16 protein-coding genes are annotated in these 18,730 nt (G+C 39.0%); 4 read left to right on the top strand and 12 right to left on the bottom strand.

Features of this window, described 5'->3' with window-relative positions; translation table 11 throughout:
- Positions 1-8 precede the first annotated feature (8 nt).
- From DHX103_RS03825 to DHX103_RS03875, 11 genes are all read right to left on the bottom strand, one after another.
- The gene (locus DHX103_RS03825; RefSeq protein ID WP_422123946.1) at positions 9-1,367 is read right to left on the bottom strand and encodes an O-antigen ligase family protein; all 1,359 of its coding nucleotides are present in this window, start codon (positions 1,365-1,367) and stop codon (positions 9-11) included.
- Positions 1,368-1,388: 21 nt separating this feature from the next.
- Entirely contained in the window at positions 1,389-2,576 is a 1,188-nt protein-coding gene (locus DHX103_RS03830) for a glycosyltransferase (RefSeq protein ID WP_422123947.1), read from the bottom strand.
- Between the two features lie 58 nt (positions 2,577-2,634).
- The gene (locus DHX103_RS03835) at positions 2,635-3,753 is read right to left on the bottom strand and encodes a glycosyltransferase family 4 protein (protein ID WP_422123948.1); all 1,119 of its coding nucleotides are present in this window, start codon (positions 3,751-3,753) and stop codon (positions 2,635-2,637) included.
- A gap of 185 nt (positions 3,754-3,938) precedes the next feature.
- Positions 3,939-4,850 (bottom strand): glycosyltransferase family 2 protein, encoded by a 912-nt coding sequence (locus tag DHX103_RS03840; protein WP_422123949.1) that lies wholly within the window; start codon positions 4,848-4,850, stop codon positions 3,939-3,941.
- 81 nt (positions 4,851-4,931) lie between these two features.
- On the bottom strand, positions 4,932-6,260 hold the full coding sequence (locus DHX103_RS03845; protein ID WP_422123950.1) for a UDP-glucose dehydrogenase family protein: 1,329 nt from the start codon (positions 6,258-6,260) through the stop codon (positions 4,932-4,934).
- Positions 6,257-7,147, bottom strand: a complete 891-nt coding sequence (gene galU / locus DHX103_RS03850) for a UTP--glucose-1-phosphate uridylyltransferase GalU (protein ID WP_422123951.1) — start codon at positions 7,145-7,147, stop codon at positions 6,257-6,259. The genes DHX103_RS03845 and galU overlap by 4 nt, the downstream gene beginning before the upstream one ends.
- A gap of 55 nt (positions 7,148-7,202) precedes the next feature.
- On the bottom strand, positions 7,203-8,147 hold the full coding sequence (locus DHX103_RS03855) for a GDP-mannose 4,6-dehydratase (protein ID WP_422123952.1): 945 nt from the start codon (positions 8,145-8,147) through the stop codon (positions 7,203-7,205).
- A 15-nt stretch (positions 8,148-8,162) separates the two neighbouring features.
- The gene (locus DHX103_RS03860; protein ID WP_422124721.1) at positions 8,163-8,795 is read right to left on the bottom strand and encodes a sugar transferase; all 633 of its coding nucleotides are present in this window, start codon (positions 8,793-8,795) and stop codon (positions 8,163-8,165) included.
- A 348-nt stretch (positions 8,796-9,143) separates the two neighbouring features.
- Complete coding sequence (locus DHX103_RS03865; RefSeq protein ID WP_422123953.1) at positions 9,144-9,911, bottom strand: tyrosine-protein phosphatase; 768 nt, start codon at positions 9,909-9,911, stop codon at positions 9,144-9,146.
- A gap of 141 nt (positions 9,912-10,052) precedes the next feature.
- Positions 10,053-10,754 carry a CpsD/CapB family tyrosine-protein kinase gene (locus DHX103_RS03870; protein WP_422123954.1) on the bottom strand — a complete coding sequence of 234 codons (702 nt, stop codon included), beginning with the start codon at positions 10,752-10,754 and terminating at the stop codon, positions 10,053-10,055.
- Positions 10,755-10,757: 3 nt separating this feature from the next.
- Positions 10,758-11,486, bottom strand: coding sequence for a YveK family protein (locus DHX103_RS03875; RefSeq protein ID WP_422123955.1), 729 nt, complete (start codon positions 11,484-11,486; stop codon positions 10,758-10,760).
- 165 nt (positions 11,487-11,651) lie between these two features.
- On the opposite strand from DHX103_RS03875, the gene DHX103_RS03880 reads away from it, so the two are divergent.
- Positions 11,652-12,443, top strand: coding sequence for an SGNH/GDSL hydrolase family protein (locus DHX103_RS03880; protein ID WP_422123956.1), 792 nt, complete (start codon positions 11,652-11,654; stop codon positions 12,441-12,443).
- Between the two features lie 13 nt (positions 12,444-12,456).
- Entirely contained in the window at positions 12,457-13,374 is a 918-nt protein-coding gene (locus tag DHX103_RS03885) for an LCP family protein (protein WP_422123957.1), read from the top strand.
- A gap of 799 nt (positions 13,375-14,173) precedes the next feature.
- Here DHX103_RS03885 and DHX103_RS03890 read toward each other — a convergent pair.
- Positions 14,174-14,395 (bottom strand): hypothetical protein, encoded by a 222-nt coding sequence (locus tag DHX103_RS03890; protein ID WP_422123958.1) that lies wholly within the window; start codon positions 14,393-14,395, stop codon positions 14,174-14,176.
- A 291-nt stretch (positions 14,396-14,686) separates the two neighbouring features.
- Here DHX103_RS03890 and DHX103_RS03895 point away from each other — a divergent pair, with 291 nt between their 5' ends.
- Together DHX103_RS03895 and DHX103_RS03900 are read left to right on the top strand one after the other, a co-directional pair.
- Positions 14,687-17,362, top strand: a complete 2,676-nt coding sequence (locus DHX103_RS03895; RefSeq protein ID WP_422123959.1) for a CDP-glycerol glycerophosphotransferase family protein — start codon at positions 14,687-14,689, stop codon at positions 17,360-17,362.
- Between the two features lie 421 nt (positions 17,363-17,783).
- Positions 17,784-18,500 (top strand): C40 family peptidase, encoded by a 717-nt coding sequence (locus tag DHX103_RS03900; RefSeq protein WP_422123960.1) that lies wholly within the window; start codon positions 17,784-17,786, stop codon positions 18,498-18,500.
- Positions 18,501-18,730 lie beyond the last annotated feature (230 nt).

An 18,730-nucleotide genomic window follows, 5' to 3' on the forward strand; every position in this document is an offset into this window, starting at 1 on the left:
CAAAATATTTATCTCTTTATTTTTATTCGATCTAAATGTGGCTCCACTAAAATTTCCTTCTGTTTTAAGAAATTTATTCCTAAATATGTCATAATTAAATAATAGAAAAATTCGTCAAAATACATAAAATCTAGAGCAAACCAGGGAAGGAAGTATGCACTTATCAGAATTATAGAAACCAATTTATAAGGTACAATTAACTTTTCTTTAACCTTCATTGGAGCAAAAGAAATTCTTTGCCAAATTACAAGAAGCAGGCTTCCGAGAATCCCTAGCTGCCAAACTATTTGTAAAAAAGTGTTATGTGCAGCTCTAGAATTAACATAAGCATTTGAAGTGCCATTTCCAAAAAAAAGAACGTTTGGGTTATCCCGTAAGTATTCTATATACATGATTTGTAAATCAAACCGTCCCGTAGTAAGTGTATGATTTGTAAATCTATAAATATATTGATCTATTTGAGTAGAAAAAACATTAGAAAAAAATATAAAACTAATTGTTGATAGTATCAATAAATATATAGTTAATTTACTAACTATATTTTGTTTTTGAATCATAAAAGAAATTCCCCATAGTATAAATATTCCGGTCAAAGATAACAAAAACATTTTTGATACAGACAATAATCCGAAATAAATAAGTAAAAATAACGTTCCAATTAATAATGAATTTTTTATCTTATTATTACTTTTAGTAATTAAAGTAATAATAACAGCTATAGTCATTATAATCTGTGCAGAATAAAAGTTAGGATCGCCATAAAACCCACTGAGACGTGCGAAACCAGCTCTTTCAATATCAACATTAATGTATTTAGACATTTCTGGCACATCTAATAAAAGCATCGAGGAAAAACATGCAGTTAAAACCCCACTTGTCATAAATAAGGCGCAAATTTTAAAATCTAGTTCTTTCCAAAAGTTACTTAAATAAAATGGAATAAAGAATAACAAGAAAATAAAATATGTATACGAAAAAACAGAAGAAATACTTAGTGAATTCATTGCTAATTTAGTTATCAGAGTATATACAATTAGTGTTGAAATTAATACTAACATTGTTTTTTTAAATTCTAATCCACGCCTTTGTATTAGCATAAAAATAAAAACTAATGGTATTACTATTGTAAAAAAAGTGAAACTATCTGGACTAATTTTTAATACAGGAGACCAGGGTAAAAAAAATAGTAATAGTGGAAATAACATTTTTTTCTTAGAAAAGAGTAGTATAAGAGTAAATAAAAGCAGAGCGGCTACTATAATAGTTTGACTTGAAGCGTATAAACCAATTGACATGATTATTGTAACTAAGATGCTCAATGACAATATTTTTATATTTTCCATATGTTTAAAATTATTAAACTGCATTTATCTCCCCTATTTCACAAATTAAATTTCAGTTACAGCTCTAAAAAAAATTTTTGACTTCTCATTTGAGTTATCTTGTACTAAATAATTGTTTTTAGCTTTACTTATTTGTTCCGGGTTATTTAGAAGTTTTTTTAACCCTATGTATATTCCTTTTTCACTATTTTCACAGATAAAATTAAATTCTTCATTTATTTTTTCTCTCACTGCTTGAATATCAGTTGAAAAGATAGGTGTACCAATAATTTTAGCCTCATCCACTACCATTGGCGCAGCTTCGTGATATGAACTTATAAATAGTAAATCTGCTTCTTTAATATAAGGGTACGGATTCGATTTAGGTCCTAACAAAAAAACTGTATCTTCTAGCGCATGTTTTCTAATTTCTTTAGTTAAATTTTCTCTTTCACTTCCATCACCGGCAATATACCATTTAATTTTATAACCTTCTTTAATTAACTCCCTTATTGGGTTGATGGCTCTTTTTAAACCTTTTTCTTTAGATAATCTACAAGCTGAAAAAAGTACTATTTCATCATTTTTATTATATAGATTTTTATATTCATTGCTTTTCCTTAGTATTTCGTCATAAGGATGAAAGTTATAACAACGGCTACTTTTGTCTTTTAATTCTGGATAACTGCTTATTAGACTTTCTAAAGCACTATCTGAAACACAGACTAATTTATCCAATTTAAAATAGGTATCTTTAATTTGATTATTAACTAAATCTCCTTTAACAACATCGGCATGTACCCATCCTATTTTCATTGGAGACTCTACACACCTGATTATAAAACGATTAAAGCCTGAAACTAAATTTTTAACTTTAGCTTCTTGATGAAAGGATATTGCTACATCATAGCCTTTTAATTTTTTTTGTGTCATAAGAGCCATTGAAATAGGTAAAGAATTGGAAAATATTTTTGTCCATACTGCTGCAAAAGATCTAAAAATAATTTTAATCGGATTTTTGCAATATTTTAAATCATTCATTGACATTCCTAAAGTTTTAACAAGCATTGAAGGTTCGATAATATTGATGCCCTTTGGTACTTTTTCTCTTAACGGACCTTTATCATAAAAAACTAAAAGATCAATATCATAACTATCTTTTATCTCTTCTAACATATTATTTAACGATGTTTGAATACCACCAATTGCAAAAGATTTGTTTACAATTAATATTTTTTTTTTCAGAATAAACACCACGCCTTATTACAGAATCTTATCATTAAGGTATTTTGAATGTAATAAATCTAGTAATTTATACAGAATTTTTATTATAAATTCCAACATATTCTTCTGCTATTTTTTTCCATTTGAATTTTTTTACTAATTCAACTGAATTTAAAGACATAAGATTATATTCGTTTAAAATTTTTGAAATTTTTCCGGAAATATCATAAATATCATAGCAATTAACATGATATCCCACTAAGCCATTATCAAAATGTTCATCAAATCCTTGTCCTTTGGTATAAATAACAGGTAATCCTTGGCTCATAGCTTCAGCATATACTAAACCAAATGTTTCAGTTTTAGAAGGCATTATAAATATATCATTCGCACGAAAGACTTCAATTAACTTTTCTTTAGGCAGAGGCGCGATATAGTGAAAATAATTTCTTTGTGTCAATTGATGATATATAGACTTATCTTCAATCTTACCTACCACATTAAACTCAATATTGTATCCCTTAGATTCAAGAATGTCTATCGCCTTAATTGCTCTTAACAAATTTTTCCTCTTATTAATAGCTCCGACATATAATAATTTCACATTTTTTTGTTTAGATATTACTTTCGGAGAGTTTTTATTCAAATGCCAAAAATCATCAATTCCATTTGGAATTACTTTTGATTTAGAAAAAATAAATTCTCTGAACTCTTTAGGTATATATTTATTTATTACATAGTTTTTATAAGGTTCGGATAAAAAAATAATTTTATCAGCTTCTTTTAGTATTTCGATTCCTTTCTGTCGTAAATATAGGACATATTTAAAAAAGGTATTTACATCTGCATCTCTGACCGCAACAATATATGGCAAACCATATTTTTTCTTTAATCCCAGTGCAATAAATCCATTAGAGAATAAAGAATGTGCATGAACATAGTCGAACTCCTCAAAATTAAATCGGGGGATAATATCATCTAATATCTTTTTATGTTTAACATAAAAGATATATCGATCATTAGAATTATAACATTTACTCACTTTTAAATTCTTCTCTTGAATTATCTTTTGATCATCTCTAGGAATGTAATTTTTTGAAACAGGAACATATGTTGTAGAATCAACACTTGTATATTTTAATGAGTTTTGCAACTGGAAGTGTACAGAAGAACTATAGTAGTAAGAGTTTATATTTAATATTTTCATTTAATCTAATCCTCATATTTTTTAGTATGGATAAGCTCTTATTCTGCTTATTAAAAAATTTACATTCATAATTTTAAAAAATGTTTATAGAATCAAGTTCAATTTAAACGTAAAATCTTCTTAAGAAGCATTACTATTACATATTAAATTTTTAAATTACATTAACATTTTTGAAAAGAAAATTACTAATACTTTTTATATTTTCTTATTCTTCTTAAATGATTGATTATTTCGCGCAAACAATTTAATGGGGAAGTATATACTGCTTTAATAAAATGTCGTGAGGATATCCAATACTTTTTGCTCCGTATTCCAACAACTACCATTACAGCATTGTGTCTGAAAACAACATATTTTTTTTGCTTATAAGATAGTTTTTTGAAATATTTTTTCTTGAAATTGAATAACTCTAATTCCTTGTCTATTTTATTTTGCCCAACAGATATACGCTCACTATCATGTAAAAATTGAACAACTAATGCTTTTGGTATGTATCCAATTCTTAGATTACTTTCAATTGCTTTTAACATTAGCATGAACTCTTGACCAACTTCTATATGATCAAATCCACCAATTTTTGTAATAGCTTCTTTCTTGAACATGTAGGTTGAAGTTGGTGTCAAGTGGTGCATAATGTGAGATTTTAACAGTTCTTCTTTTGCAAGACTTTTTACATAGTCATGTTCTCTGTAATCAACTAAAACATTATTTTTATTATGAATTCTTACATCCATGAATGACAAATCTAATTCTTTGTTCAACATATATTCTATCTGTGTTTCAACTTTTTCATTGAGATATGTGTCATCATCATCGAGAAATGTAATATAATCTCCATTTGCTCCAAAAATCCCTTCATTTCTAGCAAGAGCTCCGCCTAAATTTTTTTTATTTTTTATATATTTCACTTTGTTATTGCCAGTGAATCTTTCCATAGTTTTCATAGTATTTGTTCTATACTTTGAATCAGGTGGGTTATCATCTACTACGATAGCTTCTACATTTTCGTACGTTTGATTTAATATTGACTCTATTGCATTTCTCAAATAATCACTTCTTTTGAATGTAGGAATAATTACACTTACTTTTACCTTCACAATATTTCAACGCCTTAACTTAATATTTAATATGCTTTTCCTCAAAATGTTTAGCAGAAATCATAATATTTTTATAGAACACTATATAAGTTCCTTTATTCTTAACACAGGTGGTCGACCAATTGAATAGTAATCTATATCCTCATTAGCAGTTTGATTAAGACTATAACAATTACGACCATCGAAAATAACGCCGTCTTTTAGCAATTCGCTATAAATGCTGAGAGGCTTATTTTTAATCTCTTCCCATTCAGTCATTATAAACGCAGTATTAGCACCTCGAAGAGCTTCCTCAATAGAATTAGTATATTCCACAGCTTCCGGTAAATACTTTTTAGCATTTTCCATCGCTATAGGATCATATGCAATTACTTCTGCACCAGCTAGAATCAAACTTTCTGCAGTTATAATTGATGCTGCCTCTCTCATGTCATCTGTATTTGGCTTAAAAGCCAGCCCAAGCATTGCAATACGTTTACCTTTTAAAGATCCATAGTATTTCTTGGCTTTATCTACTAAAAGTACTTGTTGTTTGTTATTAACTTCAATTACTGCTTTTAGAAGGTTAAATTCATGATTAACATTTCCAGCAATTTGTACTAAAGCTTTTGTATCTTTTGGAAAACATGATCCACCATATCCAATTCCTGCATTTAAAAAAGAACTTCCGATCCGCTTATCAAATCCCATACCTTTTGCTACTTCCTCAATGTCGGCCCCCACATTTTCACTAATATGTGCAATCTCATTAATGAAACTAATCTTTGTTGCTAAAAAGGCATTCGAAGCATATTTTATCATTTCAGCACTTCTTAAATTAGTTTTATAAACTTTCAGTCCGAAAGGTTTATTAATTTGTTCAATAATTTGCGTAGCTTCTATATTATTTGACCCAATTATAATTCGATCTCCATTGAAAGTATCATAAACCGCAGAACCTTCTCTTAAAAATTCAGGATTTGAAACTACTTCAAATGGTACCTCTGTATTCGCACCAATAAGATTCTGAATATGTTCGTTAGTTCCTACAGGAACAGTACTTTTGGTCACAACAATTACTTTCTTATTGATATTCTTGGCAATATCAATACACACAGCATCAATAAATTTTAAATCAGCAGTCCCATCTTCTTTTTCTGGCGTTCCGACAGCAATGTAAATTACCTCGACTTCTTTAAAAGCCACTCTATGTTCTGTAGTAAAATCAAGTCTGTCCTGCTGGATGTTTCTAAGCATAAGCTCTTCAAGCCCTGGTTCGTAAATAGGGGAAATCCCTTTTTTCATTCTCTCTACTTTTGATTCATCTAAATCTACACATTTTACAATGTGACCTATTTCAGATAACGTCACGCCAGTTACAAGTCCTACATATCCTGTACCTACAACTGCTATTTTTTTAGAATTCTTCATTTAACTAAACTCTCCTTATATAAAACACTTTCAAGATATTTCATGACGTCATTCTTCATGTCTTCTCGCATTAAAGCAAAATCAATCGTAGCTTTCACAAAACCTAATTTATCTCCAACATCGTAACGCATACCAGTAAACTCCTTGGCAAGTACCTCTTGTCGCTTATTTAGTTCTACTAACGCATCAGTCAATTGAATTTCGCCACCCGCGCCTGGTTCAAGTTTAGCAAGGATATCAAATATTTCCGGTTGAAGAATATACCGACCCATAATAGCGTAATTAGATGGGGCATCACCTAATTTCGGCTTTTCTACAAAGGTATCTATATGAATGACTCCTCCGTTTGTTGAAGCGTCTTTAGGTGCGATTATTCCATACTTTGATACATCTTCATTCGATACTTTTTGAACTCCAATTATGGATGAATTATGGATGTCGAATACATCCATTAATTGCTTCAAACAAGGAACTTCTGACTGTACTATGTCATCTCCTAATAAAACTGCAAACGGTTCATTGCCAATAAATCTGCTTGCACAAGCAACTGCATGTCCAAGTCCTTTTGGTTCCTTTTGCCTTATATAGTGTATATTGACCATATTAGAAATAGCTTGTATTTCTTTTAGTAATTCAAATTTTTCTTTTTGTGCAAGTGTTTCTTCTAATTCGTAAGATTTATCAAAATGATCCTCAATTGCACGTTTTCCACGACCACTTACAATAATGATATCTTCAATTCCCGAAGCAACAGCTTCTTCTACAATATATTGAATTGTCGGTTTATCTACAATTGGAAGCATCTCTTTTGGCTGAGCTTTTGTTGCTGGTAGGAATCGTGTTCCCAATCCTGCTGCAGGAATTATAGCTTTTCTAACTTTTTTCATTAAAGTCTTCCACCTTTATATTCCAAGTAAATATACTGACTTTTCTATTGCACTTCTAATTAGCTGGATTTAATTTTGAAAATTCATATTTGTAAAGTTCTAATAATCCATCTTTTATAGAAAAATTGGTTGTATATCCTAATTCTGAAATCCTATTAATATCAGCTCTAGAATCTTTAACGTCACCATTTCTTGCTGGTTGATTATTAATTTCGAGTTTTTGATTTGAAACAGACTCTATACTTTTTATTAAATTGGTTAAACTAATACTGTTTCCTGTACCAACATTGAAGACCTTACCACTAATTTCTTTAGAATCCCCTAAAATTGTTAAAGCATTTACCAAATCATCAATATAAACAAAATCTCGAGTTTGTGATCCATCACCATAAAGGCTAAACTCTTTATTCGAATCTAGTGTTGCATCTATTAAAATGGAGATAACCCCTGAATAAGGCGATTTCGGGTCTTGCTTAGGTCCGTATACATTAAAAAATCTAGTCGCGCAAGTATCAATATTAAACAGTTGTGCGTAGTTGAGAACGTATTGCTCAGCTGCATACTTATCAATAGCATATGGACTTAATGGTCTAACTGCATCACTTTCACTTAAGGGAAGATTCTCATTATCTCCATATACTGCAGCAGAGGATGCAAAAACAATCTTCGTTTCAAACCCATTCTGTCTAATTTGCTCAAGCAAATTTAAAGTAGCTTTGAAGTTCACTTCATTACAATACATCGGATCTTCTACAGAAGCTGCAACACTTGCAATTGCAGCCAAATGATAAATCACATCAAATTTATCAGCTAACACTTTATTCATAAACGGATAGTCGGTTATATCTCCTTCAATGACAGTCAGATTATTAGATGAATCCAAGTTATCTATCTTTCCTGTACTGAAATTATCAAATACAACTACTTCATGATCCTTTATAAGTTCATTTGTAAGATTAGAACCTATAAAACCTGCACCACCTGTTACAAGTACCTTCATTTAATTACCCCCAAATCATCTGGCGCCATGCCCGGTTAAAACAATCCTTACAGTGAATAACATAATTTTAAGATCTAACAATATGTTCTGATTTCTTATGTAGTATAAATCGTATTCCAATTTCTCAGCCGGTGTTAATTCATATCCACCATTAATCTGTGCCCACCCCGTTAGACCTGGCTTTACAGCTAATCTATCTCTAAAATTTGGTGTTTCTTTTTCAAATTCCTCAATAAATTCTGGCCTTTCCGGTCTAGGACCAATAATAGACATGTCTCCTCTAAGCACATTCCACAATTGAGGTAATTCATCAATACGAGTTTTCCGAATAAATTTCCCTACTCCAGTAATTCTATTGTCGTTAGATAGAGCCCATTGTGGACCATCTTTTTCAGCGTCCATAGTCATTGAACGCAACTTGTAGATTTTAAATGTTTGGCCGTCTTTGCCTGATCTAGTTTGTGAATAAAAAGCTTCTCCTCTGCTCTCTAAAATAACGAGTAAAGCAAAAACTACAGTGAGAACGGCAGTAATCGGTAAAGTAATTAATATCAATAAAGCTTCAAAAATATAAATAGAAATATTATAAATGCCGGATTGTACATTCTCTCTCTCTTGTGAACTTGTTTGTTCATAATTTTCATCCATGGCAGGTTCCTGTAAATTTTTCAATGCCAATAAGACCCCCTTGTTAATTTTTAAGATTTCGCTTTGAGAAAAGGGACTATTTCCCAATCGAATAACTGGACCCATTCTTTAATAGGATCCAGGCTAATCGCCCTTTTCTATCATGAAATAATAGTTTTTTGCAGAAAGAGTCAATATCTAACAAAAACTTAGTTTATCATAACACGACTATTCTCCTAAGTCGATGTCGAATCCTGTCGATTGTGTATTTAAATGAAACAATGGGCTGAAAACGCTAGACATTTTCACCCCATCTCATATTTCAATCCGGCCTATAGACTTAAGTGCCTATAAAACCAAGACTTTATTTTACGAAAACATTTTCCACCATTTCCCTTTGTCTACCGTCTGCGGTTCCAACACATGCAGATTTTCATCCAACAGGATCCGGTCATTATTCTCCAGGAAAATATCGACGTATTCATGGAGTTTCTTCTTCTCCATCAAATCCAGCCCCGCATTAAACAGAAACGGACGCTTATCGATGCTGTGCACATCCGAACCATAGACATGGATCAAATTCGCCTCGATCAGGTCAAACGCCGTCTTTTGGATCGCTTTGCCAAAATGTCCCGATACCGAGCCTGCCGTCACCTGCGCCAATGCGCCGTGCAGCAACAAACGGTTCAACCGCTCCGGCTTTTCAATGATGCCCTGGTTGCGTTCCGCATGCGCAATAATCGGCACATAATTGCGCGTGATCAATTGCTGAATGATTGGAACGGTATAAGCCGGTACACCGGAAGAAGGCAGTTCAAGCAATACATAACGGGAATCCGCCAGCGTCAATGCCTTTCCTTCGTCCAGTAAATCCGGCAACTTATCCGTCAGGCGACATTCCTGTCCGCTGTATAGTTTAAGCGGGATACTTTGTTCACTGATGTAATCTTTTGTTGTTTGGAGCTGTGCGTTCAACGCTTCCAAATCGGTCCTGAAACTTGGGTGGAACGCATGCGGCGTCGCAATGATGCCGGTGATTTGTTCCCTAACCGCCTGCTCAAGCAAGCCCTTTGTTTCGTCCATATTCTGCGCGCCGTCATCCAGTCCCGAAAGTATATGTGCATGCGTATCTATCACTTGATGGCCCTCCTTATACAGCTATGAAATAGAAATATGAAAATGAGTTCCTTCTATATATACTGTCATTTGGTTTAAAAATTTTTTTGGCAACTATTACCTGTTTGTCACAAAAGAAGGAGTAAAAAGAGTCACCCCTTTTTACTCCGCTGCGCCGTAATATTGATAATAGCTGCTGTCCTTGGGAAGCTCGAAATTATTCAGAACAGCGCCGATAATCCGGCTATTCGAAGATTCAATTGCTTCTTTCGCTTTTAACGCCATATCTTTTTCGGTGTTTTTTGAATTGATGACAAGAATCGTGCCTTCGCATTTATTGGCCAAAATCTGTCCATCTGTCACTGACAGGATCGGTGGCGCATCGAAAATCACCAGATCATATATGCCCGTCAGCTGACGGATCAACGCATCCATCGATTTGGACGACAATAACTCTGCCGGGTTCGGTGGAATCGGTCCGCAAGTCAACAAGTCAAGATTTTCAACCGCAGTCGGGCGAATGGCCTCTTCTGCTGTCGTCTGTCTTGTCAGGACACTGGAAAGCCCCGTCGTATTCCCCGTATGGAACGTGTAATGCGTCGTCGGTTTCCGCATATCCCCATCAACAAGAAGCACACGCTTGCCTTCCTGTGCAAACACCACAGCCAGATTCGCCGACGTTGTCGACTTTCCTTCTGACGGTGCCGCTGACGTTACCACCATCGTACGGATGTCCGCATCCGGTGATGAAAACGTGATATTCGTACGCAAGGTACGGAATTGTTCAGCTACATATGAACGGGGTGTCGTATAGGTGATGAGTTTCCGTGCTGTCTGCTGGAGAACTTTTTTCTTTCTGGCCATCTCTTACCCCGCCCTTCTTCTCGATGCTGCTTTGTTATCTGGTCCAAGTTCCGCTTTTTCCACGATCGGTGACACAAAGCCGAGAACCGGGATGCCGAGGATGTCTTCAATGTCTTGCTGGTCTTTCATCGTCGTATCGAGATATTCCAACAGGAAGGCGATTCCGACACCCAGCATCAAGCCGACCACTGCCGCGATCGCCATATTGAGCATCGGGTTCGGTGCGACCGGAGCCGGGTTTTCTTTTAATACGGCCGGTGACAGGATTCTGACATTATCGACATTCATCAATTCCTGGATATTGCTTTCGAATATCGTCGCGGTCGTATTGGCGATGTCTACAGCTACTGCCGGATCTTCATCCTGTACCGAAATGTTAACAATTTGCGATTGGTCCGCGTTGCTGACGGTAATCTTACCATTCAACTGATCGGTGGACAGCTCCAAATTCAACTCTTCCACAACCGGTCCCAAAATGACCGGGCTTTTGATGATGCCGGAATATGTATTGATCAATTGCAAGTCTGTTTGGATATTTTGGTTCGTCAATTGCCCTGTTTCTGTCGGGCTCTGGTTGACCAGGATTTCGGTCGATGTCTGATAGACAGGCGTCAGGACCAGGAATGAGATGACGCCGGCAATCGTAATTGCCAGGATGGTAAGTATGGCGATAAGGCCGAGACGCTTGCGGATCGTCTTGAAAAGATCCTGTAAACTGATGGTTTCTTCCATTAAATACGTAGCTCCTTTAAAGGTCTTTTTAAACAACTTATGCTAGTATAGCATAATCTGTGACTATGTTAACTTCAAAATTATAAAAGATTTCTAGGCTAATAGACGGATTTATGCTATCTTTATGTTTAGTTATTGTCTTTATGGGAAGGAGCCTTTATTGCATTGAGAAAACTTGGCGTTTTACTATCTATTATATTATGCGGTGTAATTCTTGTCTTCAGCTATGCCAGTTGGAAAGACAAACTGGCCGCGGCAGGCAAACCGGCCCCACCTTCAGAAGCCGCCGCACCCGCTGAAGAAACAACAGAGGAACAATCTGCGGTTTCCGAAGAGGTGGCAGACATTGATCTGGAGAGCCTGACTGCCGGAATGGATCCGCAAGTGCAGGAGCTGCTCTCTAATAGGAAAGAACAAGGGGAAAAGGTTCAATTGCTGGTTCTGGGATCCGAAGCGATGGAAGCAGGACAGCCCGGCTACAGCGAATTATTCACTGAGGCCATCGACACGGCATACGGCGGATTTATTGAAACGGAAGTCATGAACTTTGAAGGCACTTCCGAAGAATTTTTAATGACTGCGCCGCAACTTTCTGCTGGCTATGACGTCGTATTGCTGGAGCCTTTTACACTGAAGAATAATGGGCGGATTGAAATTGAAACGGAGCACCTTCATATCCAGAACGTCTTCGGCGAAATTCTGACCGCGACGGGCGACGCTGTGCTGGTGCTGCATCCGCCTCAGCCGATTTACGGCGCACAGTTTTACCTGACGCAAGTAACCGCTTTGGAAGAATTTGCAGCGACTCAGAATTATGCGTATATTAACCACTGGGAACAATGGCCTTCTACGGAAGACTTGACACTCCAGACTTATTTGACAGAAGAAAGCAACCCCAATAACCTAGGTGCCGAAACGTGGGCAAATGCGCTAATCGCTTATTTCACAGGCAGCTAACGGAGGAAACAAGATGAAAAGAAGTCAGCAAAGAGCAAAGAAGAAAAAATGGCCATGGATTGTCGGGATTTTAGGACTTATCGTAATCGGAATCGGGGTTTACCTGTTCAGCATCTATTCCAGCTTTACAAGCACTATGGATGAAATTCATGAACCGATCGACCGACCGATTTCAGATATGCGCGTGGATGAAGTGAAGTTGGATGAACGGGATCCGTTTTCTGTCTTGCTTCTCGGCGTGGATGAACGCGAAGGAGACCGCGGCCGTTCCGATACAATGGTCGTGATGACAGTCAATCCCGAAGAAGAGACCACGAAGATGGTGTCGATTCCACGTGACACGTATACCGAAATTATCGGACGCGGCACGATGGACAAAATCAACCATGCCTATGCATTCGGCGGCATCGAGATGTCGATGGCATCGGTTGAGAATCTGCTCGATATTCCCATCGATTATGTTGTCCAGGTCAATATGGAAGGCTTCAAAGATATTGTCGATGCGGTTGACGGCGTCACAGTAAACAGCCCAATGGCTTTTGACGGCTTTTCAGCCGGTGAGATCCACTTGAATGGTGATGAAGCTTTGTCGTATGTACAAATGCGAAAGCAGGATCCACGCGGAGATTTCGGCCGCCAGGATCGCCAGAAGCAAGTGATTCAAGGAATATTGCGTGAAGGCGCATCGCTGAACAGCCTGTTGAATTACGGGGACATTTTTGCTGCACTTGGCAGTAATGTGCGGACGAATATGGAGTTCAGCGAGATGCGCGATGTGCAGAAGAATTATTCCGGCGCTGTCGGGCAAGTCGACCAGATTATTGTGGAAGACGGCTATGGTGAGACGATTAATGGTATTTGGTATTATATGATGGATCCGAATGAGTTGAGCGAGATACAAGGGGTTTTGAAGGGGCATTTGGATATGTAGGTAGTTAAGATCTAATCGATATTACGCAAAACAGCTTGCTTGCCTGATGTCGAAGAAAAGTGCAAGATCGGAGTGACACAGTTCAAGAGCTGTGTCACTTTTTTTGTTGCTATTTTAAGTACGAGTTCTAACGATATTACGCAAAACAGCTTCGCTTGCCTGGGGGCTTGCGCTGAGCTAACTCGGTCTCGTTTCACTTCGCCCGAGTGGATCTCAGCACTTCGCTTGGTCCCCATGGCGTCTGCGCTGTTTTGCTCCATCTCTTGGAGAGTACTCCTTAATACAAAATCCTTTTGAGTGACGCAGTGTAAGTACTGTGTCGCTCTTTTTTTGTTTTTTGAGGGTTTTGGGGATATCCGGCAGAGACACAATTGCCCCCCAAAATTGTGGCTCGGCCTTTTTTCGTCCCTGGGAAAGACACAATTGCTCCTAAAATTGTGGCTTTCCCTGGGACGCAGCGATAGATCCATTCTTAAGGCGAAGGGTTTTGAGTAAATGGGTTATTTGTTGTTTTGAATTTGAATTTGATTTGATTTTTCTCTTCTTCTCTAACTTTCCTAGTAACTCAGTTCAAAAGATAAACAACCCTCTTTTTCTAGCTATTCTTGGGACGCGGGTTGGCTATACGTCCCTGGGACAGTCACAAATTGAAAAACATTTGTGTCTGTCCCAGGGACGAAAACGCGCAAGCCACAAATTGGGGAACATTTGTGGCTTGCGCCAGATCAAAAAAACCACCCCAAACCAATTTCTTGGTCTGCGGGTGGGTTTTGTCTTTTTTAGAAATTCAACATCCTGATTATTGCTCCAGGTTGCTGCCTTCTTTTATGTTTTTGTGCTTGATCGGACGCAAATTGAACTCATGGATGAAATGCAGAACAGCATTCCGCGGAATGCCCAGTTCTCTCGCTGTGACAGATGGTCCTTCGTCCTGGACGATGTAATAGTCGAAAATCAGTTCCTGTATATTACGGTTGAATTCTTTTTCCAGTTTATCTATGTATTCCTGGTATGGATGCATATTCCCCATCTCCTCTTCTGGTGCCTATTCACCATAGGTATTAGGACCTTTTTCTATATCTTCAATTAAGTATAACTGCAAGACGCCTTTTTGACTAGTCTTTTTAGCACATTAAAATCATAAGTTTATGCTTTTTTGATTGAATATTGACTTGATCGTGCCGTATACTCATTAGTAAGAAGATTTCTGAAAAAATATTTTATTTATCCATGAAAGATTGATTAATTAGGAGATAAATTACTGAATCGGTACGGATTTACAGAGGCATTTTGCATACGAGGGGGTGAGGCAATGATCGGTTCGAGGACCTTGAAACGGATGAAGAATTATTTGGTCAAGAAAGCGCAAGTCGAGCGGCATTACCTGACGGATGAACATTTGGTATTTGAAATCACCCTGACCAATTTCCTGTTTTTCAACGAGATTCATGCGGAGTTCTGGAATGACGATGAAATGATTGAGGTCACCAGCGAATTGACAGATCAGGATGACATCCGGGTGTTCATTCCCATTGAGCTTTTGGAGACCATTGAGACGAGCGCCAGAGTGAAGGTGTTCATCAATAATAAAGCGGCGTGGCTGACGGAGCACCCTTCTTATAAGGAAGGCGATTTCAATGAAAGCCTGCTGGTCAATGAGCGCTATTTGACGACACGCGTGAAAAAGAACCTGCAGATCAGCCACCGGTTTTCAGAGTTCCGATTTTCAGGGCAGGAAGTCTATAGCGAAATTGAAGGGCTGGGTTACGACCGGCTCGCGTTGGACCTGGATCTGCCGGTTTTGGTGTCCGGCAATGCGACCGAAATTTATGCCTTCAAAAACCGGCAGTTCACCATTTTGCACGGTGAACCCGCCGAAGAATCGGGACGGATGATTGTGCGGGATTTTTCGGACCTCAGCACCGGCATCTGGCGCTTGTTCGTCCAGTTGGATGGAACGCTGCACCCGCTCCACCTGGATACAGGGGCAGTTGAAGGGTTCTCTTCCCTCCATCACCGGATCCGCCCCATCCAGCGTGCGAACTCTTTTTACCTGGAGGTTCGGCCGAATGCCTTTCGTCCGGATGGGGTGAAGATCAAGAACCTCGACGACGGCCATTTCCACCTTTCCCTTGCCCTGTCCCCTGTTGATCAAGCAGATGACGCCGAATATGCATTATTGATGGATGAACCGAAAAGCGGGCGCAGCAGAACCTATCCGTTTATCAAGCACGATAACTCTTTGCATACCCATATTCCTTTGGAGGATCTGTTCCAGACTTTATTCGCGAAGCGCTTCTTCCTCATCCAGCAAAGCGAGGAACCGAAAGTGTCGCAGTTCCGTTTGGGTGCCCAGTTGCGGCAGACGGATGTGCGTTTTAAAGTGATCGCCGATTCACAATATATGAAGCTGCGTTTCTATAAGAGGAAAGACAAATCGCTGGGGCTGAAATTGTCGCGTCCGAAGCTGCGCAAGGCGATTCAGGATATTGACGGTTTCCGGCTGGACGGTTTCATCGGTTCGACGGACGAGTTCATCGATTCGACGGCTTACCTGCTGCTGGAAGACCGGCTGTCGCTGGAAGCCAGAAAGATTCGCATCAACGATAATTTCACGATCGATTTGGAGGACTGGGATCTGATCGGCTTGAAGAGCAAAGAAAAGACGATTTTCGACTTTTTTGTGGTGATCGAAACGGACAACGGCGATGTGATCCGCAAGGAGAAGATCAAATACCGGAAAGCCGATTACAAGAAAGATAATTATTACAGTTATAAAGTGATACGGGACGCAGCGCAAAACGAGCATCATTTTATGATCACGACGACGCCGTTTGATAATTTGAAGATCGAGACGTTCACCATTCCGGCGGCTATCCGGATTCCGGAAGACGTCAATGTGAAGGATCCGAACGTCTGGCTGGTCGGCGAACGCAGCAATACGGCGCAGGATAACGGTATTGTGCTGTTTCAGTGGCTGGTGGAGAATACAGACGTCGAAGCGTATTATGTCATCGAGGAAGACAGCCTCGATTACGCGTCGATCCGGCATCTGGAAAATGTTCTCCTGTTCGGGACGCCGGAGCATTTCGACGTCGCCTTCCGTGCGGGCGTGCTGCTGTGTACGCACGACATTGAGAATATCCTGCCGTATAAACCGGCGCGCGGCTTCTTTGGCTACGAGAATACGAAACGGATTTTCCTGCAGCACGGCGTTCTCGGCCGCAAGAATGTCGAATACCATAAGCGCAATTACGAGCTGCCGTTTCATCAGTTTGTCGTCAGTTCCGAGCCGGAAAAAGAAACGGTGGTCATGGAAGAGATGGGGTATGCCGACGAGGAAGTGATCGTCACGGGATTGGCGCGTTTTGACCGGCTCGTGCAGCAGGAGCCGCCGCGTGACATTTTGCTGATGCCGACCTGGCGCGACTGGATCAATACGGATGAGCAATTTCTCGCCAGTGAGTATTACCTGGCGTATACGAATCTGATTCAGAACGAGAAGCTGCTGGCGTTATTGGATGAACACACCATCGATTTGTATTTCTATCCGCATTACCGGGCGCAGAATTATTTCCAGCTCGGCACACGCGAATTGCACGAACGGATCAAATTTATCCAGCTCGGCTCGGTGACGGTGCAGCAATTGCTGATTCGACATGCGTTGCTGGTGACCGATTACAGCAGTGTCAGTTTTGACTTTACGCTGCTCGATAAGCCGGTAGTCTATTACCATTTCGATGTGGAGCGTTTTTTCCGGCGGGGCATCCTGCGGCCGATTGATGAAACGTTCATCGGCGGGATTGCGGGCCACGAGGAGGAACTGGTCAGCATTATCGAAGACCGGATCGTTCACGGCTTTGCGAATTTTGATATGGATATCACGGGCATCATCAAGTATCAGGACCAAAACAATTGCCAGCGTATTTATGAGCGGGTGTGTGGGTTGTTGGGTGAGCCTGTGGTGGAGGCGGATGAGATGAAATAATGGCATAATGCATGTCTGGAGAAGAACCCTTTTGCGAGGGTTCTTTTTTTTGTGGGTAAATTTAATTGCGTGGGTGACCGTCACCCGGAATGATAACAATATAATTACGGGCAGCACGCGATTTCACATTTCCTTTTTAAGGATGTTTTATTATAATAATAGTTTTTGGCTTTCGGAGCCTGTTTCTTCATTTTGTATAACTTTACGGGCTATAAGTAACGCCGATATATGGGGGAATGCAGCTGTTTACGGGACAACCGGTGAATAAACACAATATTTCGTGTTATTCTGATATATAATTGTAACGCAATTGATATAGGTCTGACCTTGTATTACAACGCTTCAGTCATTATAGTGAGAGCAGATCAAAAATTTACTAGCGACTGGACATGGATATCAAACAAATGATTGGGGAAAAATAATGAGAAAATTAGTTTTCACTTTATTCGCAAGCACAATGATGTTTTCAGGGACTATTTCAGCGGCAGGGGCAGAAGCTCCAACAACTTCACCGGCAACCGAGTCGGTTCAACAAGTATCCAGCTCTCAGGCAACAGCCAAATCTGGAACGTTTGTTTTAAAGCACAACTCTAACGTCCGCTTGGATGCGGGCATTACCAATAAAAGCTTATTAGTGGCCAAAAAAGGCACGAAAGTAACAGCAACTCACGAGAAGAAATACGGCAGCCAGACGTGGTACAAGATCAACGTCAACGGCAAATCCGGTTGGATCCTGAGCACGTTGCTGTCATCAGCGACGACGAAAGTATCAGCGACTACATCAGCAGCAACTTCTGGCGTTGTTTCAACGGCCATGTCATTGCGCGGCATTCCATATAAATTCGGCGGCACATCTACAGCCGGCTTTGACTGCAGCGGATTCACGCAATATGCTTTCGAGAAAAACGGCAAAAGCCTGTCACGCACAACGTTGTCACAGTTTGCTGAAACTTCAGCGGTGTCAACTCCAAAAGTCGGCGATTTGGTATTCTTCGCCAACACGTACCGTCCAGGCATCTCGCACGTCGGCATCTACATCGGCAATAACAAGTTCGTTCACTCGGGCGGATCGAAAGCCGAAGTTGTGAGCTTGGACAATTCATACTGGGGACCAAAATTCCACAGCTTCAGACGATAGGCACCAATAGTAAGGCGATAAGCAACAATAGCAAGGCGGGGCATCCAATTGATTGGGTGTCTTTTTTTGGATATTCGGCAAAGACACAATTGCTCCTAAAATTGTGACTTTGCCTTTTTTCGTTCAAAAGACAGACAATCCTCTTTTTATAGTTATTTTTGGGACGAGGGTTCGCTACACGTCCCTGGGACAGCCACAAATTGAAAAACATTTGTGTCTGTCCCAGGGGC

The sequence above is a fragment of the Planococcus daihaiensis genome, from assembly GCF_049262615.1.
Classification (GTDB): Bacteria; Bacillota; Bacilli; order Bacillales_A; family Planococcaceae; genus Planococcus.